The organism is Deltaproteobacteria bacterium (genome assembly GCA_020848905.1).
Lineage (GTDB): Bacteria > Myxococcota_A > Polyangia.
Map to the genome: position 1 here is coordinate 397,235 of JADLHG010000031.1, position 22,573 is coordinate 419,807.

The window sequence follows — 22,573 nt, forward strand, 5'->3', positions numbered from 1 at the left end:
CGCCGAGACCTGGCACTCGCGTTGCTACCTCGAGCGACCGTGTGCTACGTTGACCGCATGCGCTGGTGGTTGGCTGCCTCGCCGATGCTCTGGGGCTGCCTCTACCTGGGCGGCATCAACCATGCTCCAGCCGTCGTCTTGCGCCTCGACGCGCCGTCGAGCCTCCTCTTTCTCGACGGGACGGCCGCCCTCGTGGCCGAGGCCCACGATGCCGAGGGCGACGCGCTGACCTACACCTGGAGCGTGGAGGTCCGCTCGCTGAAGGGGGAGCGGCTGCAGGTGGTGGACGCGGGCGGCCAGCTCGGCGCGGAGCGCTCGGCGCGCCCGCTACCCGGCGGGGACCGCTTCAGCTTGCCGCTGCGTACCCGCGGCACCTACCGCGTGGAGCTGCGGGTGCGGGACCCGCGCGGGGCGGAAGGGGTCGCAGTGACCGAGGTGGTGGTCGCCAGTCGTCCCCCCGAGCCCCAGCTGCAGCTCCTGCCGCAGGCGGAGGGGACCTTCCCCCTCGGCGGGCCCTATCCGGCGCACGCGACGTACCTCGTGAGCGCCGGCGCTACGACGGATCCCGATGCGGAAGATGACCTGACCTGCGGCAAGGGGGCGAGCATCGAATGGAAGCTCCTCGAACCGGACCCCTCGCGGCTGGAATTCTTCCGGACGCGCCCATGCACCGAGGAGTCCGGGCTCGAGATCCTGCAGCTCCGCGCCCGACCCGTGACCGCCGCCCTGCCCGTGCGCGTGCAGGCGACCGTCACGGATCCGACCGGAGTGCGAGGCGTCGGGTCGCTCGCCTTCGTCCTGGCCCCGAACAGGCCTCCCTGTCTGCGCGTTCCCCCGGAGGCCTCTCCCGTCGAAAAGATCCTCTTGCTCTACGACAGCGTGGGAGAGCAGGGGGAGGGGGCGGTCCAGGTCGGCGCGCAGTTTCCCGACGACGACGTGCACGAGTTTCGCTACCGCTGGCTGCGGGCGTCGCGCGCGGAAGGTCCCTACCTCGAGACGGCCAGCCAGCCGGGGCCGTTTTTCACCATGGACCGCAGCGTCGGCCTCCCAGGCGATCACGTCTTTCTGCGGCTCGTGGTCCAGGACGCGCAATCGGCCTGGCCGAGCTGCGACGCGGCGACCGCGCGCTGCGCGAGCGCCGACGGGCTGCCGCCGAGCTGCTACCAGTGGATCACCTGGCAGGTGGAGGTCCGATGATCCGCATTTTCGTCGTGCTGCTCCTCGGTGGGCTCGTGGGCTGCGGCGCCGCGAGCAAGGCCACCGAGGCCGGGCTCGAGCTCGAGCTGTCCGTGGAGGGGGACGCGAACCCGCTCGTCGGAGAGACGGTCTGGGTGCGCGCCGTCTTCTCGAAGCCCACGGCCACGGCGTCGGCCTACAAGTGGAGCGCTGTGGATCCCGACGGCCAGCCTGTGCCGGTCGACCCGTCGGGCAGCGCCAGCCCGCGCGCCAGCTTCGTGCCGGTGAGGCCCGGCAGCCACCGCGTGGTATGTCGTGCGACGCTCGCGGGGTCGGGATCCTCGTTCACCGCCACCGGCACGATCCAGGTCTCGGCCTCTGCCGAGGGACGCCGGATCTATACCGTGCGGATCCTCCCTCCGCCGCAGAGCGGTCTTCCCCCCGTAGAGCGCGAGGAGACGGTCGGCCGGTCCGGCAAGACCGGGTTGACCTGGATCGTCGGGGAGGGTGTCACGACGCGGCTCGAGGTGCGCGACGCCAGCGGCCCCGTGCCGTGTCTCGTGCGTCTCGCGCGAGGCCTTCGGGATCCCCTGCCGCGCGACCTCTACCTGCCCGAGGGTGGTGGGTCGGTGCGCCTGAGCGACTCCTTCGACGCCCTCTTCGTGCCCGACGGCGACGTGGCTCCCGTCGTCAAGGGGAACCTCTCGGCGGCGCGGCTCGCCCCGTTCTGGCGCGTGGAACTCTCGCCCGGGTATCTCGTGGAGGGATCCGTGCGGGGGCCCGACGGCGCGCTGCCGGGCGCGGCGGTGAGCCTGCATACGACCGACGAGGCGGGGCTCGAGGCTCCGTCTACCGTCGGCCGCTCGAGATCCGACGGGGCCTTCCGCCTCCGCAGTCGCGCCGGCGCCGCGCTGCTGTTCGTCGTCCCTCCCGAGGGGTCGCTGCTGCCGGTCGCCACGGTCCGCGACGCGCGCCTTCAGCTCTCGGCCTCGGCGAGCGACTGGCGCTTCACCTTCGCCGCCCATCCCGCCGCGACCGTGACGGGGCAGGTCTCGGCCTCTGACGGAGCGCGTCCCGCGCCGCGCGCCGCGGTGGTCCTCGAGCTCGAGGATCCGACCTCGGCCGGCTCGCTGCGGACCTCGCTCGGCACCTTCGAGGCCACCGCAAGCTACCGTCGGGAGCTCGTCTCGGGCGAGCTCGGTGAGCTCGTGGATCCGCTCCGCTCGGGCGACCCGGTGCGCGTGCCCTTGGGACGCTATCGGATCACCGTGCACCCCGCCGCCGGCGCGCCCGTCTCGGAGGGGCGCAGCGAGCGTCTCGTCGAGGTGCGCGGGGCGGAGGCGCTCACGCTCCGGCTGGCCGAGCGCGTGCTCGTGACCGGAGTGGTGCGAAAGAGCCATGGAGAGCCGGTGGTGGCGCACGTGCGGGCCTCCAGTGCGGGCGGCCAGTTCAGCACCCTCACCGACGAGGCGGGGCGGTTCAGCCTGCGGGTGGACGCGGGGGAGAGCTACGACCTGCTCGTGCGCCCGCTGGAACAGATCTCGGGCGTCGGTCCACTGCTCCTGCCGGCGGTGAAGGTCTCGGGGGCGACGGACCTACAGACTGTGGCTCTCCCCGCTGCGATGCGCCTGGCCGGCAAGGTGCGAACCTCCGGCAACCTGGCCCTGCCGGGGGCGCTGCTGCGGATCTGGTGCAGCGGTCAGGAATGTCCGAGCCGAGCGGTGCTCGACGAGACCCACACCGGGCCGGACGGGAGCTTCGAGCTCCGGGTGCCCGCTCCATGATCCAGCGGTGGGTCAGCGGGCTCCTCGTCCTCCTCTCTCTGGCTGGCCCGGTGCCGGCCCACGGCCGCGCGGATCCCTCCGGGGCGCCGCGAGAGCTCCTGCGCCAGGCCATCGACCTCTACGTGGCCGGCCAGTACCGGGCGGCGGCGGATCGACTCCGCCCGCTCGTGGAGGCGCGGGCGTTGCAGGATCCAGCGGACCAGCGCGAGGCGCTGCGGACCTACGGCATCACGCTCTACCTCGCCGGCGCGCCGGCGGGTGCGGAGCGGGCTTTTCGCGAGCTCCTGCGCATCGCCCCCTTCGCGGAGCTGGATCCCTCCTTCGCCCGACCCGAGGTGGTGCAGTTCTTTCATCAGGTCCGTCGGCTCTACCGGCACGAGCAGGACGAGCTCCTCCGACGGCGGGGACCCCGCGGCCCCGCGATCGTGAATCTCCTGCCGCCGTGGGGGCAGTTCCAGAACGGGCACCGCCGGAAGGCCTATCTGCTCCTCGCGGGGGAGCTCGTCTTTGCCGCCGGCAGCGTCACGACAGCCGCCCTGCTCTACGGAATGCGGGACGAGACCGGCCAGTTCGGCCGCTACGAAGGGGCCTATCGGCCGCTCCAGGCCCTGAACGTCGCCACGTTTGCGAGCTTGGCCGTGCTGCTGGTCTACGGGATCGTGGATGGGCTCTACCATTACTACCGCGGGCCCCGCGACCCCGCGGCCAGTCCCTTGGAGGCACGCCTTCCCGGCCATCCCTCCGCGGCGCTCCTCCGCTTCTGACCGCGCGGGGGATGGGGGCTGCGAGCCGTGGCTATTAGGCCCCACTCCTACAGGTGAGGGTCACGGTCCTGGGCTCTGGGGCTACAATCCCGGTTGACGCGCTGGCGCGAGGCCCGTTAGGATCCAAGTAAGTTCGCCCCATTGTGCTCAGCGGCATGAAACGGCCTGTTCTCTTCGGGAAGTACGTGCTGCTCGAACGCATCAGCGTCGGCGGCATGGCGGAGGTATTTCAGGCCAAGTCCTTCGGCGTCGAAGGCTTCGAGAAGATCCTCGCCATCAAGCGCATCCTCCCCTCGCTCGCCGAGGACGATGAGTTCATCGACATGTTCATCGATGAGGCGAAGATCGCCGGCCAGCTCTCGCACGCCAACGTGTGCCAGATCTTCGAGCTGGGCGAGATCGCCGCGTCGCACTTCATCGCGATGGAGTACGTCTGGGGCAAGGACTGCCTCCAGGTCCAGAACCGCTTTCGTCGTCTGCGCCGGCGCATGCCCCTGCCCATGGCCTGCTACATCGCCGGCAAGACCTGCGAGGGCCTGGACTATGCGCACCGCAAGAGAGACGACCAGGGCAGTCCCCTGAACATCATTCACCGGGACGTGAGCCCGCAGAACGTCCTGATCTCCTACGAAGGGGAGATCAAGATCATCGACTTCGGCATCGCCAAGGCCGTCAGCCGATCATCGAAGACGCAGGCCGGAGTGCTGAAGGGGAAGTTCGGGTACATGTCGCCCGAGCAGGTGAGGGGCCTGCCGCTCGACCAGCGCTCGGACATCTTTGCGATCGGGACGATCCTCTACGAGATGTGTACGGGGGAGCGTCTCTTCACCGGCGAGAGCGACTTCGCCACGCTCGAGAAGGTGCGGAACGCGGACGTGCTGCCGCCGAGCACCGTGAACCCGATGATCCCGGCGGAGCTCGACGCCATCGTCCTGAAGGCGCTTCAGCGCGAGCCCGAGGATCGCTACACCTGGGCCAACGACATGCAGGAGGACCTGATGGCCTTCCTCATGCACCAGGAGCCGATCTTCACGGCCAAGCATCTGTCCGCGACGCTCAAGGAGCTCTTCGAGAAGGAACGGCGGCGGGAACAGGAATCACTCGAGGCCTACAAGCGTATCCGGCGAGAGGACGTGGGGGAGCTGGCGGTGCTGGCCCCCGGAGGCGGGGCTGCGTTGCCGCTCGTGCCCACCTTGCCGCCCACGCTGCCGCCGCTGTCGGCGGATGCGGACTCGCCGCCCGCGATACTTACCGGCCGTCCCCGGGAGCCGAGTCGCCCGGGGGCTCGCGAGCCCAGCCGTCCCGGGCCCCGCGAGCCGAGTCGCCCCGGGCCCCGCGAGCCCAGTCGACCTTCCGTTCGCGACCTGGCGCGGCCGGTGCTGCCTGTCGCCGTCCAAGCCCCCGACACGGCGGAGCAGGACGACTTCGACGAAGGGGCGACGGAGGTCGGGGGGCCGGGCTTCGCGCGCGAGGTGTCCCCGTCGCTGGCCGCCGGCGCGGCGGGACTCGTCGAGGAGCCGTCCGGGGAGCTGCCGGAGGTGAAGGAGTTCGACGACGGGGCGACGCAGATCTTTGCCGACCAGGCCGCTCCCAAGCCCTTCGCCGCCGAGCCGACGTACATCTTCAATGCGGACGCAGCGCAGGCGCCGCCTCCCGGCGCTTCGGCGAAGCCGGGGAGCGGAAACGGGCGGCTGCAACCGAGCAGCACGGGCTCGGCGGCCGTGATCTTCGACGCGGTCCCGAACGCGGGGCCCGACTCGGGGATGCAGCCGATCAGTGGGACGACGCCCCTCGCGCTCGGAGGCCGGCGCGCCACGCTGGTGAAGGACGTGCTCATCGGCGTGCTCGTGGCCCTGGTGGTGATCCTGTGCCTGGTGCTCTGGCGCTTCTTCTCGGTCGGCCCGAAGGAGGCGCCCGCCACGGTGGTGATCAGCACGAGTCCCCCTCGCGCCGCGGAGATCCACCTGGACGGCCGCTCCGTCGGACGCATGTCGGTTGGGACGCCCTTCACGCTGAAGGATCTCGCGTCGGGGACGCACCAGGTCACCGTGCTGGCAGAGGGCGGAGCGCCGGTCGTGAACAGCGTGACCGTGAAGCCGGGCGACGTGCGCGTCTTGCTCGTGACCCTGCCCACGCCGAAGGCCGCGGGGTACCTGCTTCTCGAGCTGGATCCGAAGGACGCGCAGGTCTGGGTGGATGGCGCCGAGATCTCGGCCGCCGCAGTGCGATCGCCGATCCAGCTGGCGGCGGATCGGCCGCACGAGCTGAAGGTCGCCAAGACCGGCTACGAGCCGGAGGCGTTCACGGTGCAGGTGAAGGGGGCAGAGCGGCAGGAGCGCAAGGTCACGCTCCACGAGAGCGCCGTGGGGCGCGCGCTCATCCAGTCTGAACCGCCCGGGGCGCTCGTGGCGCTGGACAGCAAGGCGCGGGGGACGACGCCGCTGACGCTGAGCGAGCTCGCTCCCGGGCGCTACAAAGTGAGCTTCAGCCTGGAGGGCTACGAGGGACGTACGGCTGGCCTCACCGTGCAGGCGGGCAAGCAGGCAGAGGTGAAGGTGCAGCTCGTGGCGCGCTCGGTCGCATCGGGGGAGGACGACGGCTCCGCCGCGGTGCGACCGACCCCACCGCCCCGCAAGCCGAAGCGCTCGAAGACGCACGAACGGACGGGCGGGTCGGAGCGCGACCCAGGGACGAAGCCGGAGGGGGGGGAGACGGGCACGGCGAGCGTCGCCGGCCAGGGCTTCCTCGTGGCGAACACGACTCCGTGGGCCAAGGTCCTCATCGACGGACAGGACACGGGGCGGACCACGCCCATCGCCCCGCGGTCCAAGATCCCCCTGAAGGCGGGCAAGCACACGGTGACCTTCGTGGTGGAGGGGAAACGGTTCAGTTTTCCGCTATCGGTCAAGGCGGGAGAGACGGCCCGGCTGATCAAGCAGCTCCCGGTGGAGCCGTAGAAGGCGGATCGCGCTGGAAGAAGGCGGCTGCCGTCCGGTAGCCCGGGCGGCGCACGACGCAGGAGCCTCGGCCGGTCCGCAACCCGACGACCGCACGAGGCGAGCGTCGGAGGCGTCCGCGCTAGCTGCGTCCGAGACGGAGCGTGGCCACGAACAGACCTACGGTCACGGCGGCCATGCACAGCATTCCAATCACGTTCAACATGTCCTCTCGCTGGCGTCTTACGGCTTGGGGTCTTACACCGACCGCCAGGCTACCACAAGCCCTCTGGTGGGCCAAAGATCTGATCCCGTGAGATCCCCGGCCCGCGTGCGCGGAGAGCGCGCGACCGCGCCGTTGACCGTAGTACGCCGCGCGCTTGAGGGGGCTAGCTCGGGGGGATATGGTGGAGCGATGGCTCCTCCATCCTCTCCGATCGATATGGCGCCGCGCCGACACATCACCGAGGTCTTCTGGGGCCTGACGGAGGGCGGCGGCACGGAGACGGAGCCGAAGGCCGTCGTGCGCCAGGCGTTGCTCGCGCTGCGCGCCATCGAGGAGGGGCGGCTCCTCAACGCCAGCACGAAGCGGCCCCACACGCTCATGTCGGCGCTCGCGGAGCTGAGCGTGGGGGACATGGACTACGCCTCCCCCGAGCTGGCGCGCGGGGAGACCTTCGACGAGCGTTCCCTGGTCTTCACCATCGGCGTGCTGCTCTTCGAGCGCCTTACGGCGCGGCATCCGTTCGGCACGACCGACAACCCGGCGCGCCTCGCCCGGGTGCGGCGAGGGGAGATGGGCTCGGGCGTCAACTTCTTCCCCTCGGTGCCCAAGGACCTTCGCACGATCTTGATGCGGGCGATGGGGCCCTTTCCCGAGGAGCGCTACCGCACGCTGTTCGAGATGCGCACCGATCTGGCCCGCTTCGTCGGCGACCCGAGCGCGGCGGGCAAGGCGGCCCCGGGCGAGGTGAAGCCGGCGCCGGATGGGCCGGCGGCCACCTCCCGCGCGCCCCGCCCCCAGAGAGTGGAGTTCGAGGCCGAGGAGACGGACGCCGAGGAGAGTGCGACCGAGGCGTGGCACGCGCGACCCCAGGCCACGAGCGGGGAGGTGTCGGCGGAGGAGGCCGCGGCCGCGGTGCAGGGCTCGGGAGCTCGTCCGCGCGGCGATGCCTCGACGGCCAAGGTGCAGACCCTCGTGGGTGGGGCGCAAGGGAAGCCCTCTCGATGGAGTCGCGTGGCTCCCCTGCTCCACGGCGTGATCGGAGCGGTAGTGGCGTCGGTCATCTTCCTCCTCATCGGTCAAAGGTCCGCGCCGCCGGCCGCACCGCCGGCCGCGCCGCCGGTCGCGCCGGTCGTCGCGAAGCCCGCGGAGCCGAAGCCCGCGGAGCCGAAGCCCGCCGAAGCGCCGCCTGCGCCGCCCGCGCCTGCCGCCGCGAAGCCCGCCGAGCCGAAGCTTGCCGAGCCGAAGCCCGTCGAGCCGAAGCCCGCGGAGCCGAAGCCCGCCGAAGCGCCGCCTGCGCCCGCGGTCGCGCAGCCCGCCGTCGCGAAGCCCGCGCCGACCAAGCCCACGATCACGAAGCTGGCCATCGCTCCCGACGAGCACCCTGCCGTGGCCGCGGGCCTGCGCGCGGTCGAGGCCGCGCTCCCCTGCGGCCTGCCCTCGGGGCGCGAGGTCCTGTTCCTGGGCGTCCAGGCGCGTGCCGATGGACTGGTCCAGCGGGCGTTTCTCGCCCAGGGGGGACGGATCACTGCCGACCACGTGCGGTGCGTGCGGAAGCGGCTTCGGAGGTTGAAGCTGGGTGTGACGCTGGTGGCCGATACCTACGCCGAGTGGCGCGTGCGGATCATGGGAACGGAGGTGGAGGTGACGCTCGTCAAGCCGCGCAAGCTGGAGCTCGCGCCGTAGGCCCCGGGGCGAAGAACTCGGCCCCTAGTCGCCCTCGCCGCCGTACATGGCCTCGATCTGCTGCCCGTACTTCTCGTAGACCACCTTGCGCTTGATCTTCTGCGTTGGTGTCAGCTCGCCGGTCTCCAGGGTGAAGTCGTTCGGGAGCACGGTGAACTTCTTCACCGTCTCGTAGCGCGCGAGCTGGCTGTTCGCGGCGTCCACCCCGGACTGCACGTGGGCCAGAAACGCCGCGTGGCGCGCAAGCGCGTCGGACGCCTCCGGCCACCCCTTTGCCTTGGCCAGCGCCGGGCCGCCCACGGGATCGATGGTCACGAGAGCCACCAGATACTTGCGACGGTCGCCGATCACCACCGCTTGCCCCACGCCGGGGATGTTGCGCAGGAGCTTCTCGATGTTCTGCGGGGCCACGTTCTTGCCCCCCGCCGTGATGAGCAGGTCCTTCTTGCGATCGGTGATCCGCAGGAAGCCCTCCGCATCGAACTCGCCCACGTCGCCGGAGTGGAGCCAGCCGTCGATCAGCGTGGCCTTGGTGGCCTCCTCTTCCTTGAAGTAGCCGAGGAAGACGTTCGGTCCGCGCACGATGATCTCGCCGTCCTCGGCGATCTTCACGTCCACCCGCGGGATCGGGATCCCTACCGTACCGATCTTCGTCTTGCCGGGACGCGGCCAGTTGAAGGTGCTCGGCCCGGTCCCCTCGGACTGGCCGTAGACCTCGTGGATCGCGATCCCGCAGCTCAGGAAGAACTCCAGTGTCTCGCGCGAGATCGGGGCCGCGCCGCTCACCGCGACGCGCAGGCGGTCGAGGCCCACCTGCTTCGCCAGCTTGTCGAAGAAGAGGCGCCGCGCCACCGTCTCCTTGAAGCCCAGCATGCCGGAGGGGGCCCCGTGGCGGACGCGATACTGGCCCGCCTCCGTGCCGACCTTGCGCGACCAGCGGATGATCGTGGCCTTGAGCCCCGTCGCCTCGTTCAGCTTCTGCTCGAGGGCAGTCTGGAACTTCTCCCACACGCGGGGAACTCCGAGGAAGAGCGTGGGACGCGCCGCGATGAGCACCTCCTTCAGCTGCTCGAGCTTCGGGCAGAACCAGATCGGGTAGCCCACCGTCAGCGCCACGTGCACGGAGAACATCTGCTCCGCGATGTGCGAGAGCGGCAGGTAGGAGACGACGCAGTCCTCGGGGCGCGTGTCCCCGACCATCTCGACGGCGATGGCGGCGGTGGCGGCCAGGTTCTTGGCGCTGAGCATGACGCCCTTCGGCGGCCCCGTCGTCCCGCTGGTGTAGATGAGCGTGGACAGATCGTCGGGCTGGATCTCGTCGGAGCGCTTCTGGACCGCAGGATGCTGGTCAGCCCCCGACTTGCAGAAGTCGTCGAAGGAGACGACCAGCGGGTCGTTCACCTGCGCGGCGCTGGCCATGATCACCACCTTGCGCAGGTTGGGGAGCTGGTCGCGCACTGCCGCGATCTTCTTCCACTGCTCCTCGTCCTCGACGACCACCACCTTGGCTTCGCAGTGCGCCGCGATGTAGGCCGCCTGCTCCACCGTGCTGGTCTGGTAGATGCCCGCGGGGACGCCGCGAACCATCATCGCCCCCACGTCGGCGATGAGCCACTCCGGACGGTTGTTGCCCATGATCGCCACGGCGTCGCCGGGCTCGTACCCCATGGCCAGCAGCGCCCCGGCGAAGTCGAGACAGCGCGCGTAGTAGGTACGCCAGTCGATCGGGACCCACGCGCCCCCCTGGCGATACCACATGGCCGGGCTATGGGGCTGCGTCTCGGCGTGCCGCTTGAATCGGGAAATGATCGTGTCGATGGCCATCGTCGCCTCCAGCGCCGCCAGTCGGGAGAGCCGCCCGGGGCGGTTAATACCGATCCGCTCCGCCTTGAAGGGCTGACTCCAGCTCGTCGGCGGTGCGGGCAATGACCTGCATGCCGAGCTCGAGTTCGGGCAGGTCGAGGGTGGAGAGCAGGTAGTTCCGAGTCAACAGGTAGTAGTCCCCCTCCAGACACAGGTGTCCGATCACGAGCTCTCGATTGCGCAGGAGCGCCTCCTGGGGGGCCAGGTTGGCGAGCGCGCAGACGCGCGTGCGGACGCAGAGCCACTCGCGCTCGAGGGCATCGAAGCCTTCGATGCGGATCATCTGGGAGCGCTGATCGGGGTAGCTGAAGGTGAGCAGGAACTGCCGCGGACCCTGCAGCGTGACGGGGTAGCGCGCCTGAAGGTGATTTTGGATGTCGTGCCAGGTCAGCATGGCCGAGCTCCCTCGCCGGAGGGCGCATTATCATCGTCCGGCGGCGAGGCCACAAGGGGGGGCGGTGCTCGGCCTCGCGGGGGCGCGTCTTCGCCCGAACCGCACGTTGCCAATGCGGAATTTCCGGGGCGCACACCCCGTTGGGATCAGCGGCTGGCTTTCTCGTGGCGGGGGCCGGCAGGCGAGCCGGACGCGCAACTGCTACAATTTTGCCCCGTATGGGTCCGCGCGCCTAGCGTAGATCAGAAAGGGTGTGCGATGAAACGGACCGTTCTTCTTCTTCTCTTCGTGACGGGAGCCATCGGTGGGTCGGCCTGGGCTGACTCGGCGGCGACGCTGAAACAGCAGGGCGATGAGCAGGCGAAGAGCGGCAACTCCGCCCAGGCGATGGAGCTCTACCGTCGGGCGATCGCGGCCGATGCGGGGCACCTGCCGGCCCACGACGCCTTGACGGCGCAGCTCCTGCGGGCGGGACAGTTCGCGGAGGTGGTCCGGCTTCTCGAGGAGCTCCTGCGCAAGGCGCCGAAGCACGCCGACGCTTGGTACAGCGTGGCGTACGCGCATCGCAAGCTCGGCCGGCTCGATGCCGCCATCGCCGCCTATCGGCAGTACGCGGCGCTCCGTCCGGAGCGGGCGGACCCCCACTACGGGCTCGGGCTCGCGTTGCGGGCCAAGGGGCAGGTAGCGCTGGCTGCGGCCAGCTTCCGTCGCTACGCGGAGCTCGAGAAGGATCCGACCAAGCAGACCTGGGTCGCGAAGGCCCGGGCCTTCGCGGCGGAGGCGGAGCGCCTCGCGACGCCGGCCCCCAGGCAGCCCCCGGTGGCCAAGGCCCCGGCGAGTGCCGCGACGCCCAAGGGTGCGCCTGTCGCCAAGCCGGCTCGAGGGAGCTCGGCGGCGCACAAGAGCCGCGGGGATGCGCTCCTCAAGGCTGGCAAGCTCGCCGAGGCCGTGGCGGCGTACCGTGCGGCGGTGGCGAGCGACGCCAAGAATCTGCCGGCGGTGAACGAGCTCGGCAGCGCGCTCTTCCGGCTGGAGCGGTATCCGGAGGCGGCGGAGGCTTTTCGCGGGGCGGTGACCGCGAGCCCGTCCTTCGCGCTCGGCTGGTACAACCTCGCCTACGCGCTCCGCAAGGCGGGCAAGCTCGAGGAGGCGGTCGCGGCCTACCGCAGGTTCTCCGAGCTCAAGCCGGCGGACCCCGATCCCTACTTCGGCCTCGGGCTCACGTACCTCGGACTCGGCAAGCGTGCGGAGGCGAGGCAGGCCTTCGGCGAGTACCTGAAGCGCGAGAAACGCCCCGGCCAGGAGAAGTGGCTGGCCGAGGCGAAGAAGCACCTCGCCGCGCTGGAGGCCGGGCCCGCGGCTCCGAAGCCGAGCGCGGCGGCGGCGCCGTCCGCGGAGGGCGCGAAGGCCGCGGCGACCGACACGCCCGTCGGGATCCCGATGCCCACCATGGCGGAGAGCCCGCCGCACACCGACAGCGGGCGACGGCGCGAGCAGGCCGTGGTCTTCGCGCGGACGGGGCGCTGCACGGCTGCCATTCCGATCTATCGCCAGACAGTGGCGGAGGACCCGTTCGACACCCGCGCCTACGACGGGCTGGCCTTCTGCGCGCATCGCCTGGGCCAGCACCACCAGGGGATCCTCGACCTGCGGACGGCCCTGCGGGACAACCCCGAATACGAAACGGCGTGGCACCACCTCGGACGGCTCTACCGGCTCTCGGGGCAACCCCAGGCGGCCGTCGGGGCCTATCGGCGTTACCTGTCGAAGCAGCCGCGACACGCCGAGGCGCAGCTCGAGCTGGCCCGCGCGCTTCGGGCGAGCGGTCTCGCCGCCGAGGCGATCGAGGCCTACCGGGCGTTTCTCGCGCTGGACGATCATGCCGAGCTACAGCCCCAGCGGGCGTCGGCCCGGGCCGAGCTGCAGGCGCTCGGTGGCACTCCCCCGGCGGCGCCCTCGGCGAAGCAGGAGGGCAAGGAGGCGGGCTCTGGGCGAGCGTCCGGCCCGAAGGGTCCCGCGTCGGAGACGGGCGGAAAGGCTCCGACGCCCGTGGCGAGCAAGCTGCCCGCGGACGTGATGGCCAAGGCGATGAAGGAGGCCGGTATCGGCAAGCGAGGAGGCACCAGTCCGGGCGAAGGCGAGGGCGCGACGGAGCATACGGCGGTGCCCGTGCTGTCCCCGGCGGAGAAGCGCGCGGCGGCCAAGGAGGCCCGGCGCAAGGCGGCGGAGGAGAAGCGCGCCGCGCTCGAGGCGAAGCGCACCGAGGAGAAGCGCAAGCGCGAGGAGGCCCGGGCGGCCCGGGCGGCGGCCGCGGCGGCGAAGAAGGCGGAGGCCGAGCGGAAGCGTGAGGAGGCGAAGCAGCAGCGAGAGGCCGAGACCCAGCGCAAGGCGGAGGAGAAGCAGCGCCGCACCGACACGCAGCGCATGGCCCAGGGTGCGGCGGAGACGGCCGTGCCGGCGGCGGCGGGCGGGGCGGCGAAGGGGTCGGGCAGCGGAGAGAAGGGCCAGGGCGGCTTCAGCGCGGCGCTCGCCGAGGACCTGCGGCGGGTCCCGGGCGGCGCGAAACCCGAGGAGGGGAGCGCGGAGAGTCCTGCGGCGGCGACGGCGCTCGTGGCTCTCGGAGACAAGCAGTTCGCCTCGAAGCGCTTCCTCGTCGCGCTAGGGCTCTATCGGCACGCGGCCCAGTTGGACGCGAAGAACGTGGAGGCCCTCGAACGTGCCGCTCTCGCGGCGGTGGCGCTGCAGCGGCTCGAGCTGGCGGCCGAGCTCTACGGCAAGCTCCTCAAGCTGGAGCCCAAGCACCGGAGCGCCGCCCTCGGGCTGCGACTGACGCGCGCGGGGGGGCGTCCGATCCGGGGGGTGGGCCGGGCGTCGCTGGACAATGCGCGGCGCGAGCTGCAGGCGCGGCGCTTTGCCGAGGCGGACAAGGCGCTCGCGCAGCTTCCTGCGGCGGCGCTCGGCAGCGAGGGGTACCGCCTCAAAGCGGAGGCGCAGCTCGGGCTCGGGCGGGGCGAGGGGGCGTTGCACGAGGCCGGCCGCGCCCTGGCCCTGGATCCGTCCGACGTGGAGGCGCTTCGGCTCATGGGCGAGGCGCATCGCCTGCTGGGCAATCGCTCACGCGCGCTGACCTACTTCAGACAGTACCTCGCGAAGCCCGCGGGGCAGCGCTCATCCGCGCGCCGGGCCGCCGTGAGCCGGGCCGTCGCAGAGCTCGCCGGGCGGTAGGGGCCCGCGGCTCCTACCGGCGCCGGGTCTGGCGTCGGATCCAGCGCCGCGCCTTGAGCATCGAACGCAAGAGCATCACGCCGAAGAAGCTGCCGGCCCAGATGGTGCTGTCCAGAGCCCGATCCATCCCGCGCTCGTCGAAGCGCAGGGCGGCCACGGCGGCCGTGATGGTCAGCGCGGTGAACACCACCTGCTGAACGAGGAGGTAGTAGAGCTGCGCGTACTCCGACTGCCCCGCGAGCTTGATCTCGATCTCGCCCTGCATCGCGCGGCTCGTGAACTTCTTGATCTCGGCCGGCAGGGCGAGCGCCGCGAGGATGATGTCGCGGCTGGTGTCGAGCATGAACCGCGACCAGTCCCCGTCCTTGCCGAGGACGAACTCCTCGACGTGGGGGCGAATGACGGCCATCGGGTTCAGCTCCGGGTCGAGCTCGGTGCAGAGGCCCATAAGGAGCAGGATCGTGCGTTCCAGCATGATCCATTCCTTGGGCACTCGAAACGTGTCGGTGATGTCCGCCAGGGAGATGTTCATCTGGCGTAGGTCCGCCAGGTTCTCGAGCCCTTGTTGCGGGTCGAACTTGATGTCCTTGAGGTTGAAGCTCTCGAGCTTGATCTCGCGCTGGAAGCGATCGTGAAAGTACTCCACCACGCGGTCGTAGACCTTCGGGTCGGCCTGGTGGGCGAGAAACCCCATCTGGCGCAGCGAGGTCACGATCTTCTGCGTGTCGCGGTTGATCGCGCCCTGCAGCAACGTGACGAGGCCGCCGCGCATCTGCTCCGAGAGCACCGCCACCGCGCCGAAGTCGAGGAAGTGGATCGTGGGTCCCGCGCTGACCAGGATGTTCCCCGGGTGCGGATCGGCGTGATACAGGCCGTGGTGGAAGATCTGCTGGCAGTAGCTCTCGATGACGAGTCGCGCCAGCGCCTTGCGGTCGACCTGCAGCCGCTCGAGGCCCTTGAGGTCGTTGATCTTGACGGCGTCGACGAACTCGGTGGTCAGCACGCGCGGGGTCGTGAGGTCGCGCACCACCTGCGGGAAGCGCACGTCCTCGCGGCCCGCGAAGTTCTTGGCGATGAGCTCCGCGTTGCGCGCCTCCGAGGTGAAGTCGAGCTCCTGCAGCACCATGGCGCGGATCTCGTGATAGATCGCGTCCAGGCCGTGGTAGGGGACGAAGCGGTTGATCAGCGAGAAGATCCGTCGCAGCGCCGCCAGGTCGCTCCGCACGATCTCGTCGATATCGGGGTACTGCACCTTCACCGCCACGCGGCGCCCGCCCGGCAAGCGGGCTACGTGCACCTGTCCGATGCTGGCGCTGGCCACCGGGGTCTCCTCGAAGGACTCGAAGAGCTCCTTCGGCCCGCGGCCGCCGAACTCCTCGCGCAGGCGCTTCTCGATCGCGCGGAAGGGGCGCGGCGGCACCTGGTCCTGCAGCCCCGCCAGCTCGGTCCGGAAGGCGTCGGGCAGGAAGTTGGTCATGATCGAGAAGAGCTGACCCACCTTGATGTAGAGGCCCTGCAGCTCCACGATGGCGCGGTAGATGCGCCGCGCGTTGCGGAGGTTGGCCTTCTGCAGCACGAGGTCGATCGCCACCTTGGAGCGATAGCGCGCGAGCAGGCGGATCCAGAGGTACGAGCTCAGGATCCGGAGCGTCACCACGTAGGCCTTCAGGAAGCGCCAGGGGGGCCGGATAGGGCTGCCGTGGGGCTTCGTCGGGCTCGGAGTCGGTGCGTGGCCCTCCATCGGGGCGGCATCATAGCCGCAACGGCCGCGCGACACCAACGGCGCGCTGCGGCGAACCTTCTTGACAGGGCAGGGGGCGGCCGGGGAGAACTTCGGTTCGAACTCGAGGAGCCGCCATGAAGGAACGCGGGGCTAGGGAGCGCGGGACCGAAGAGGCCAAGGAGGCCAAGGAGCCGGCGCCCGACGAGGGCCTGCGGCAGAAACTCGAGGGGCTGGTGCCCGACCTCCTCCGGCGCACGTTCTACGCGGGGCTCGGCGCGCTCTTCACCTCCGAGGAGGGGCTGAAGAAGATCGCGCAGGACTTCTCGCTGCCGAAGGACGTGGCGAACTACCTCATCAATCAGGCCCAGGGGACCAAGGAAGAGCTGTTCCGCATCATCGGCTCCGAGTTCCGGGGGTTCCTGCAGACTCTGAACCTGAGCGACGAGCTCCAGCGCCTCCTGACCAGCCTCTCGTTCGAGATCAAGACGGAGGTGCGCTTCATCCCGAACGACGCACGCCCGCGGGTGAGCAGCAAGATGGCGGTCCGGCGTCGCGGCGGGAAGGAACCCGAGGCGACCGACGACGAGCCGCCCGTGACCTGACGCCGGGGCCTGACGTAGATCGGCCCGGCTCGAGGCAGGAGGCGCCCCGCTTCGGCCTCAAGGCACGGTCACGCCTTCGAATCGTACCTTCGTCCCGACGCCGATGTGGTGGGCCGCGGCGAAGCCGGCGTTCACCTCCAGTACGTAACGGGCGGGGGCATCCACCTTGCGCGAGGCGGTGCTGCGCGGCTCTGCCGACTCGATGAGGCCTACCACCTTGAGCTGCTGGTCGATGAAGAGCATGTCCAGAGGGATGTGGGTGTTCTTCATCCAGAAGGCTTGCGGCTCTTCCTTGTCGAAGAGGAAGAGCATGCCGGCGTCGGCCGGGAGGCTCTGGCGGTGCATCAAGCCGATGGCGCGCTCCTCGGGAGTGCGCGCCAGCTCGACCCGGACCTTCACGGGCTGCGCGCCGCCGAGCAGGTAGACGGCGGGGCTGCCTGCGGAGGCCGCGTCGCCTCGGCTCTGATGGGAGCAGGCGGCTGCCGCGAGGGCGACGAGGATCGGCAAGAAGGTCTTGAGCGCGCGCACGGGCCGACTATACGCGAAGCGCGCCCCGGGGGAAGCGCCCCGGCGCGATCGGCGGCCACCTCTGGCGACGCGAATTGACTTTCTGCGGGCTCGCGGGCCAGCATGCGCGGGCGCCCATGAAACGCGTCGAAACGGTGGTGGTGCTCGTCGGAGGCGGTCCGGGTCCTGCGGACCTCGTGACCGTGCGCGGTCGCGCGCAGCTCCTGCGGGCGCAGCACCTCGTCGTCACGCCTCCTGCGGTCGCGGGCCTCGTGCAGCTCTGTCCGCAGGCCGCCCCGAGGGAGAGCGTCGGCGGCTCGGCCGAGGGGGCTTTCCCGGAGGCCGTCGTCGCGCGCGTGGCCGACGCGGCGCGAGCGGGAGCGCGCGTGGTTTGGCTGGTGCCGGGAGACGCGGCCGGACCCCGTTACGCGTCGCTGCGGGAGGCGCTGCGGAGCGCAGGGGTGGCTCTCGAGGTGGTCCCCGGACCGACGAGCGCGGGGGAGGGGCGGGTGAGCCCGCTCGCCGGCCGGCGGGTGCTCGTGACGCGCGCGCGCCAGCAGGCGGGGCCCACCTGCGAGGCGCTCGAGGCGCTCGGAGCCGAAGTAGTCTGCCTGCCGACCATCCAGTTCGCGGCGCCCGTCGACGACGAGCCGTTGCGGCGCGCCGCGGGACGACTCGAGGAGTACGACTGGCTCATCGTTACGAGCGCGAACGCGGTCGAGCCTCTCTGGACGGCGGTGCGCGCGGCCGGGCGGGACGCGCGAGCCTTCGCGAACCTCCGGATCTGCGCCATCGGTCCCGGTACGGCGCAGGCCCTCTCGGGGATGGGGCTCTGTGCCGACCTGATCCCCGAGGACCACCGCGCGGAGGGGGTCCTGGCGGCGCTGGCCGAGGAGCCGCTCGCGGCGAAGCGCGTGCTGATCCCCCGCGCGGCGGTCGCGCGCGAGGTGCTCCCCGAGACGCTGCGCGCGCGCGGTGCGGAGGTGGACGTGGTGCCGGCCTACCGCACGGTTCTTCCGGAGCCGGAGCAGACGGCCGAAGGGCTCGACGCCGTTCGCCGCGGCGAGGTGGACGTGCTCACCTTCACGAGCGCCTCGACGGTGGATCACTTCGCCGAGCTCGTCGGCGCGGACCTCGCGGCGAGCGTCGCGGGGCGGACCATCGTGGCCATCGGACCGGTCACGGCGGCGGCCTGCGCGCGCCACGGGCTGCCCGTCCACGTGGTTCCAGAAACCTTCACCCTGAGCACGATGATCGATGCGCTCGTGCGCCACGTCGCGGAGAAAGGCCGGTAGCTCGCACGAGCGAGCCGGACCTCACCACAGAAACCTGTTGTTACGTGATCGAACATGGATCGCGGCCAAGGTGACCAGGTTCAGAAGGAGGACGAGATGCAATTCCCGGAATATCGAGCCCGTCGTACGCGCCGCACCGCCACGCTTCGTCGACTCGTCAGGGAGACGGTCGTGACGGTGGACGACCTGATCTACCCGCTCTTCGTGCAGGAGGGCGGGTCAGGCAAGGAGGAGATCCCGGGGATGCCCGGCCAGTACCGCTGGTCGGTCGATCGGCTGAAGGAGCCGGTCAAAGAGCTCACCGCGGCGGGCATCTCGGGGGTGCTCCTCTTCGGCATCCCGAAGCACAAGGACGAGCTGGCCAGGGGCGCGGTGAACGCCGACGGGATCGTGCCGCGCGCCGTCCGGGCGATCAAGGAGCTGAGCCCCGAGACGATCGTCACCACCGACGTTTGCGTCTGCGCCTACACCTCGCACGGTCATTGCGGCGTGCTGAAGGGCAAGGAGGTGGACAACGACGCCTCGCTCGAGCTGCTCGCGGAGATGGCGCTGGCGCACGCGCGGGCCGGAGCCGACATCGTCGCCCCGTCGGACATGATGGACGGGCGGGTAGGGTTCATCCGCGAGACGCTCGACGAGGAGGAGCTCGACCAGGTCGGGATCATGGCCTACTCGGCCAAGTACGCCTCGGCCTACTACGGCCCCTTCCGGGAGGCCGCGCACAGCTCACCGCAGTTCGGCGACCGTCGCAGCTACCAGATGGACCCGGCGAACGTGCGTGAGGCGCTGCGCGAGGTGACCCTGGACGTCTCCGAGGGGGCGGACATGGTGATGGTGAAGCCGGCGCTGGCCTATCTGGACGTCATCCGCGCGGTGCGCGAGGAGTTCGACCTGCCGGTGGTGGCGTACAACGTCTCGGGCGAGTACGCGATGATCAAGGCGGCCGCCGAGAAGGGCTGGGTCGACGGAGATCAGGTCATGCTCGAGACGCTCACTGCCATCAAGCGAGCGGGTGCGGACATCATCCTCACCTACCACGCGCTCGAGGCGGCCCGACTGCTCGGACGGTGACCGTGCGATGCGGCAGACGCTCTACAAGGTGGTCGAGACGCAGACGGTGACCGACGAGGAGCTCGAGCGCATCCTGAACCGGTGGGTCGCGGAGGGGTGGCTCTTCGACGGGATGCAGTTCGCGATGCGCGACGCGTCCAAGCGGCCGGCGATGGCCTTTCTCGTTTTCACGCGGGCGGTCGATGGCCCTGCGGACGACGCCTCCGAGGGGGAGGGGCACGACGAGGAGTCAGGGAGCGGGGGGGCGCTGCACTAGTCGGAGGCTATACGGGGTCTCGAGCGCCGGGAGCTCCGTGCCAGCCGGGGGCTTGGCCGAGGAGGCGCGGCGCACGGTGAGTACCGCGCTCGATCCCTTCGGGACCTTCAGCCCGCGCAGGCGCTCGCCTTCCCCCGCGCCCGCCTGGTCGATGACGCGCGGCTCGGCCCCCGCGGGGACGCGCAGCTCCAGCACGAGATCGACGCCCGGAAGGGCCGAGACCTCTCCGTCGAGCGCGCCGCCGTTCCCTTCGAGGCGATAGCTGTCCCGGTCCTCGCGGCCCCCGAGCGTTCCGCGAGCGAGGCCTCCGGGCGGGAAGGAGGTCGCCTGGGCCTCGTCGTCGTTGGGCTCGAGCTCCCACTCCGGGGGGCGATCCGCGAGGTCGAGCTCGAGGCGGTAACGGTCCGTGACGTTCTCCGTGGCGCGAGCCCCGGGGCGAGGTGTTTCGCGCACGAGCACGAAGTAGCTTCCCGGGCCGAGCGGCCAGCTCGGCAGAACCTCGCCCGCGCCGACCCCCGTGGAGTCCGCCGTGGCGAGGCGGCTGCCCGCGTGGTCGTAGAGCTCGAGGCGCACGTCCAGGTTCGGCAGCGAGGAGAGGCGCGCCGTGAGGAAGCGCCGCTTCACGCCGTCGACGGAGAAGCGGTACCAGTCGCGGTCGGACTCGGTGTCGCTCTGGCGCTTGCCGAGCTGTCCGAGGATCGGCCGGCGGGGGAGGACGAGCGTGGCCGCTGCCGAGCGGTCGTTCGGTTCGCGCTCCTCGGGGGAGACGACCTCTCCGGGGGTGCGAAAGGCGAACAGGTAGGTGCCGACGGCGACGGCGCCGAGGAGCGGGAAGAGCGCAAGGAGCTTGACCCAGCGGGCGCGCCGGAGTCGCCGCTCGAAGGCGAGGTCCTCGCGGCTGAGAGGCGCGACGCTGTCGACGAGCGCCGCGGCGACGAAGGGCGGCACACCAGGGCCTGTCGGCTGCCGGTCCGAGGCGCGACGGCGGGGCGCGTCGCCGGACGGGGCGGCCTCCTCGAGCTCGCCGCTCTCGGCCCGCTCGGCCAGTTCCAGGAGCGCCTCTTTCAACGCCTCCGCGCTCGGGAAGCGGTCTTCCGGCCGCTTGGCGAGGGCGCGACCGAGGACGGGGTCGAGGGCCTGGGGGAGCCGTCGTTCGGGGGCCGCTCGACTCGGTGCGACCAGCTCCTCGGTGATGTGCTTGGTGAGGACGGCCACCGCGGTACGTCCTTCGAAGGGAGGGCGACCGGTGAGCAGGCGGTATGCCACGGCGCCGAGGCTGTAGAGGTCGCTGCGGTGGTCGACCACGCCTCCGCGGATCTGTTCCGGCGCCATGTAGTGCGGGGTGCCCACGAGCGCTCCCTGACCGGTGGAGTCCGGGGGGGCCTGCGGGGCGACCGTCTTGGCGAGGCCGAAGTCCAGCACCTTCACGAAGTCGTCGCCGCCGCGCGTGCGCGTGACGCGGATGTTCTCGGGCTTCAGGTCGCGGTGCACGATGCGGTGGTGGTGCGCCTCGGAGAGCGCGTCGCACACCTGCGCGAGGATGCGCGCCGTACGCTGAAGCGAGAGGGGACCGTCCCGCTTGACGACGGCCGACAGGTCCTCTCCTCGCAGGTACTCCATCACCAGGTAGAAGGTGTCGTCGAGGGGGCCGAAGTCGAAGACCTGGACGATGTGCGGGTGATCCAGGCGACTCACCGCCTCGGCCTCGTGCTGGAAACGCCGGAGCTGCGTGGGGTCGGCGACGAGATCGCGGTGCAGGAGCTTCAGCGCGGCGATCTTGCCCATGCGGACGTGTTCCACGCGGTAGACCAAGCCCATCGCGCCGCGTCCGATGCGCTCGAGCACGCGGTAGCGGCCCTCCACCAGTCGACCGACCCACCGGTCGGCATCGTCCGGTGCGGTGAGCTCGTGGCTCGCGGTCACGGGGGGCTCTCCTCCGACCGGGGGTGAGCCGGGGGCGCGGGGGGCGCGGGGGGCGCGGGGGGCGCGGGGGGCGCGAATTCGACCAGGCGATAGCGCGCGCGGTCGCCCGCGAGCTCGAAGATCGCGGCCGTGCCGTGGCTGAACCGCCCCGCGAGCTCCTCGTGCGGGACGGCGTCGAGAGAGCCGACGTTGAGCAGGAGCGAATCGCTCCACTCGTCGGGCTTGACGGGGCGACCGTCGAGCGTGGTGGCGTGCCCGGCGGCCTCGTGGACGTGTCCGAAGAGGCCGAAGCGAATGCGCGCCCGGGAGAGGAGGCGCGTGAGGCCCGGGTCGCCGATGTTCACCCCGCCGAAGGCGCGGTCGACGGCCAGGGGCCCCTTGCCGAGGGGAGGGCCGTACGAGAGGAGCACCTTGGGGCCCGGCTCGCGCTCGAGGAGCGCCGCGATGGACCGCAGGTCCGCCTCGGTGTAGCTGCAGCCCTGTTCGCGGGCCGTGAGGTGGTGCGGCAGGAAGTAGCCCGGCACCCCGACGAAGGTCGCGGTCGGGTGGCGGAGGACGCGGGCCACGCTCAGGTCCACCGCCCCAGGCCCCAGCGAGGCGACGGCCGCCTGGAATCCCGACCGGGACTCGCGATCGCCCGGCTGAGCCAAGAGCGGGACGCGCCCGTGCAGGCGCCTCAGGACCTGCAGCGTCCCCTCGTACGAGGCGTCGAGGCCGCCGAGCACGACCACGGCGTGCACCTGTGCGCGCTGAAACGAGCGCAGGGCCTGGTCCACGAGCGCGAGCGTAGCAGGGTGCGCTTCTCGGGTGTCCGCCAGCACGCCCAGCACGAGCCGACCGCGTCGCGGCCCGTTCGCGCCGTGCGCCTCCTCCGGCCGGAGCTCTCCGCCGCGCAGGACGAGCGGCACCCCGGCCAGGGTCACGGGGCCCACCTGCGCGTCCGAGCGCGCTGCGAGCCGCGCGCATGGTTCGAAACGCGGAGGGGCGGCGTCGGGTGCGGTCCGTGCGGTGTCGCGGGCGGGCGAGGTGCCAGCCGGGTCGGCCTTCCGGCCGGGGCAGCCCGTCTGGCACGCCAGGGCGACGAGCGCGAGCACGTACGCGAGCACGGAGGGAAGGGGTCGTCCTGAGGACCGGCGGTGCATGCG

At 71.2% G+C, this 22,573-nt stretch carries 15 protein-coding genes and 1 pseudogene; 10 read left to right on the forward strand and 6 right to left on the reverse strand.

Annotation, left to right across the window (positions count from 1 at the left end):
- The first annotated feature begins 57 nt into the window (after positions 1–57).
- The 5 genes from IT371_13870 to IT371_13890 all read left to right on the forward strand — a co-directional run bounded on the left by IT371_13870 (position 58) and on the right by IT371_13890 (position 8,569).
- Positions 58–1,197, forward strand: a complete 1,140-nt coding sequence (locus tag IT371_13870) for a hypothetical protein (protein MCC6748743.1) — start codon at positions 58–60, stop codon at positions 1,195–1,197.
- Positions 1,194–2,960: a hypothetical protein gene (locus tag IT371_13875; protein MCC6748744.1), complete on the forward strand. Its 1,767-nt coding sequence runs from the start codon at positions 1,194–1,196 to the stop codon at positions 2,958–2,960. Before IT371_13870 ends, IT371_13875 begins: the two co-directional genes overlap by 4 nt.
- On the forward strand, positions 2,957–3,724 hold the full coding sequence (locus tag IT371_13880) for a hypothetical protein (protein MCC6748745.1): 768 nt from the start codon (positions 2,957–2,959) through the stop codon (positions 3,722–3,724). Before IT371_13875 ends, IT371_13880 begins: the two co-directional genes overlap by 4 nt.
- Before the next feature lie 155 nt (positions 3,725–3,879).
- A complete protein-coding gene (locus IT371_13885) occupies positions 3,880–6,681 on the forward strand; it encodes a PEGA domain-containing protein (GenBank protein ID MCC6748746.1) in 2,802 nt (933 codons plus the stop codon).
- Positions 6,682–7,075: 394 nt separating this feature from the next.
- On the forward strand, positions 7,076–8,569 hold the full coding sequence (locus tag IT371_13890) for a hypothetical protein (protein MCC6748747.1): 1,494 nt from the start codon (positions 7,076–7,078) through the stop codon (positions 8,567–8,569).
- A 24-nt stretch (positions 8,570–8,593) separates the two neighbouring features.
- Here the strand turns inward: IT371_13890 and IT371_13895 are convergent, their stop codons facing one another.
- Both IT371_13895 and IT371_13900 read right to left on the reverse strand, forming a co-directional pair.
- On the reverse strand, positions 8,594–10,393 hold the full coding sequence (locus IT371_13895; GenBank protein MCC6748748.1) for a long-chain fatty acid--CoA ligase: 1,800 nt from the start codon (positions 10,391–10,393) through the stop codon (positions 8,594–8,596).
- Between the two features lie 43 nt (positions 10,394–10,436).
- Positions 10,437–10,826, reverse strand: coding sequence for a hypothetical protein (locus tag IT371_13900; protein MCC6748749.1), 390 nt, complete (start codon positions 10,824–10,826; stop codon positions 10,437–10,439).
- A gap of 258 nt (positions 10,827–11,084) precedes the next feature.
- Between IT371_13900 and IT371_13905 the strand changes: the two genes are divergently transcribed.
- On the forward strand, positions 11,085–14,051 hold the full coding sequence (locus IT371_13905; protein MCC6748750.1) for a tetratricopeptide repeat protein: 2,967 nt from the start codon (positions 11,085–11,087) through the stop codon (positions 14,049–14,051).
- 13 nt (positions 14,052–14,064) lie between these two features.
- On the opposite strand, the gene IT371_13910 is transcribed toward IT371_13905, so the two are convergent.
- Complete coding sequence (locus IT371_13910; protein ID MCC6748751.1) at positions 14,065–15,792, reverse strand: AarF/ABC1/UbiB kinase family protein; 1,728 nt, start codon at positions 15,790–15,792, stop codon at positions 14,065–14,067.
- Positions 15,793–15,908: 116 nt separating this feature from the next.
- Between IT371_13910 and IT371_13915 the strand changes: the two genes are divergently transcribed.
- Positions 15,909–16,376: a hypothetical protein gene (locus IT371_13915; GenBank protein MCC6748752.1), complete on the forward strand. Its 468-nt coding sequence runs from the start codon at positions 15,909–15,911 to the stop codon at positions 16,374–16,376.
- 57 nt (positions 16,377–16,433) lie between these two features.
- Here the strand turns inward: IT371_13915 and IT371_13920 are convergent, their stop codons facing one another.
- Positions 16,434–16,904, reverse strand: coding sequence for a DUF192 domain-containing protein (locus IT371_13920; protein ID MCC6748753.1), 471 nt, complete (start codon positions 16,902–16,904; stop codon positions 16,434–16,436).
- Positions 16,905–17,020: 116 nt separating this feature from the next.
- On the opposite strand from IT371_13920, the gene IT371_13925 reads away from it, so the two are divergent.
- The 3 genes and pseudogenes from IT371_13925 to IT371_13935 all read left to right on the forward strand — a co-directional run bounded on the left by IT371_13925 (position 17,021) and on the right by IT371_13935 (position 19,424).
- Positions 17,021–18,178 (forward strand): uroporphyrinogen-III synthase, encoded by a 1,158-nt coding sequence (locus IT371_13925; GenBank protein ID MCC6748754.1) that lies wholly within the window; start codon positions 17,021–17,023, stop codon positions 18,176–18,178.
- A gap of 96 nt (positions 18,179–18,274) precedes the next feature.
- Positions 18,275–19,249, forward strand: coding sequence for a porphobilinogen synthase (gene hemB / locus IT371_13930; protein MCC6748755.1), 975 nt, complete (start codon positions 18,275–18,277; stop codon positions 19,247–19,249).
- Positions 19,250–19,256: 7 nt separating this feature from the next.
- Positions 19,257–19,424 (forward strand): annotated as a pseudogene (locus IT371_13935) (DUF4177 domain-containing protein).
- A 54-nt stretch (positions 19,425–19,478) separates the two neighbouring features.
- Here IT371_13935 and IT371_13940 read toward each other — a convergent pair.
- On the reverse strand, positions 19,479–21,428 hold the full coding sequence (locus IT371_13940) for a serine/threonine protein kinase (GenBank protein ID MCC6748756.1): 1,950 nt from the start codon (positions 21,426–21,428) through the stop codon (positions 19,479–19,481).
- A complete protein-coding gene (locus tag IT371_13945; GenBank protein ID MCC6748757.1) occupies positions 21,425–22,570 on the reverse strand; it encodes a hypothetical protein in 1,146 nt (381 codons plus the stop codon). Before IT371_13945 ends, IT371_13940 begins: the two co-directional genes overlap by 4 nt.
- Between the last annotated feature and the right edge of the window lie 3 nt (positions 22,571–22,573).

Excerpts from the sequence above, each read along its gene's own strand:
- IT371_13870 (MCC6748743.1), top strand. The coding sequence starts at position 58 with ATGCGCTGGTGGTTGGCTGCCTCGCCGATGCTCTGGGGCTGCCTCTAC.
- IT371_13890 (MCC6748747.1), top strand. The coding sequence starts at position 7,076 with ATGGCTCCTCCATCCTCTCCGATCGATATGGCGCCGCGCCGACACATC.
- IT371_13915 (MCC6748752.1), top strand. The coding sequence starts at position 15,909 with ATGAAGGAACGCGGGGCTAGGGAGCGCGGGACCGAAGAGGCCAAGGAG.
- IT371_13885 (MCC6748746.1), top strand. The coding sequence starts at position 3,880 with ATGAAACGGCCTGTTCTCTTCGGGAAGTACGTGCTGCTCGAACGCATC.
- IT371_13895 (MCC6748748.1), bottom strand. The coding sequence starts at position 10,393 with ATGGCCATCGACACGATCATTTCCCGATTCAAGCGGCACGCCGAGACG.
- IT371_13905 (MCC6748750.1), top strand. The coding sequence starts at position 11,085 with ATGAAACGGACCGTTCTTCTTCTTCTCTTCGTGACGGGAGCCATCGGT.
- hemB (MCC6748755.1), top strand. The coding sequence starts at position 18,275 with ATGCAATTCCCGGAATATCGAGCCCGTCGTACGCGCCGCACCGCCACG.
- IT371_13875 (MCC6748744.1), top strand. The coding sequence starts at position 1,194 with ATGATCCGCATTTTCGTCGTGCTGCTCCTCGGTGGGCTCGTGGGCTGC.
- IT371_13910 (MCC6748751.1), bottom strand. The coding sequence starts at position 15,792 with ATGGAGGGCCACGCACCGACTCCGAGCCCGACGAAGCCCCACGGCAGC.
- IT371_13900 (MCC6748749.1), bottom strand. The coding sequence starts at position 10,826 with ATGCTGACCTGGCACGACATCCAAAATCACCTTCAGGCGCGCTACCCC.
- IT371_13945 (MCC6748757.1), bottom strand. The coding sequence starts at position 22,570 with ATGCACCGCCGGTCCTCAGGACGACCCCTTCCCTCCGTGCTCGCGTAC.
- IT371_13880 (MCC6748745.1), top strand. The coding sequence starts at position 2,957 with ATGATCCAGCGGTGGGTCAGCGGGCTCCTCGTCCTCCTCTCTCTGGCT.
- IT371_13925 (MCC6748754.1), top strand. The coding sequence starts at position 17,021 with ATGAAACGCGTCGAAACGGTGGTGGTGCTCGTCGGAGGCGGTCCGGGT.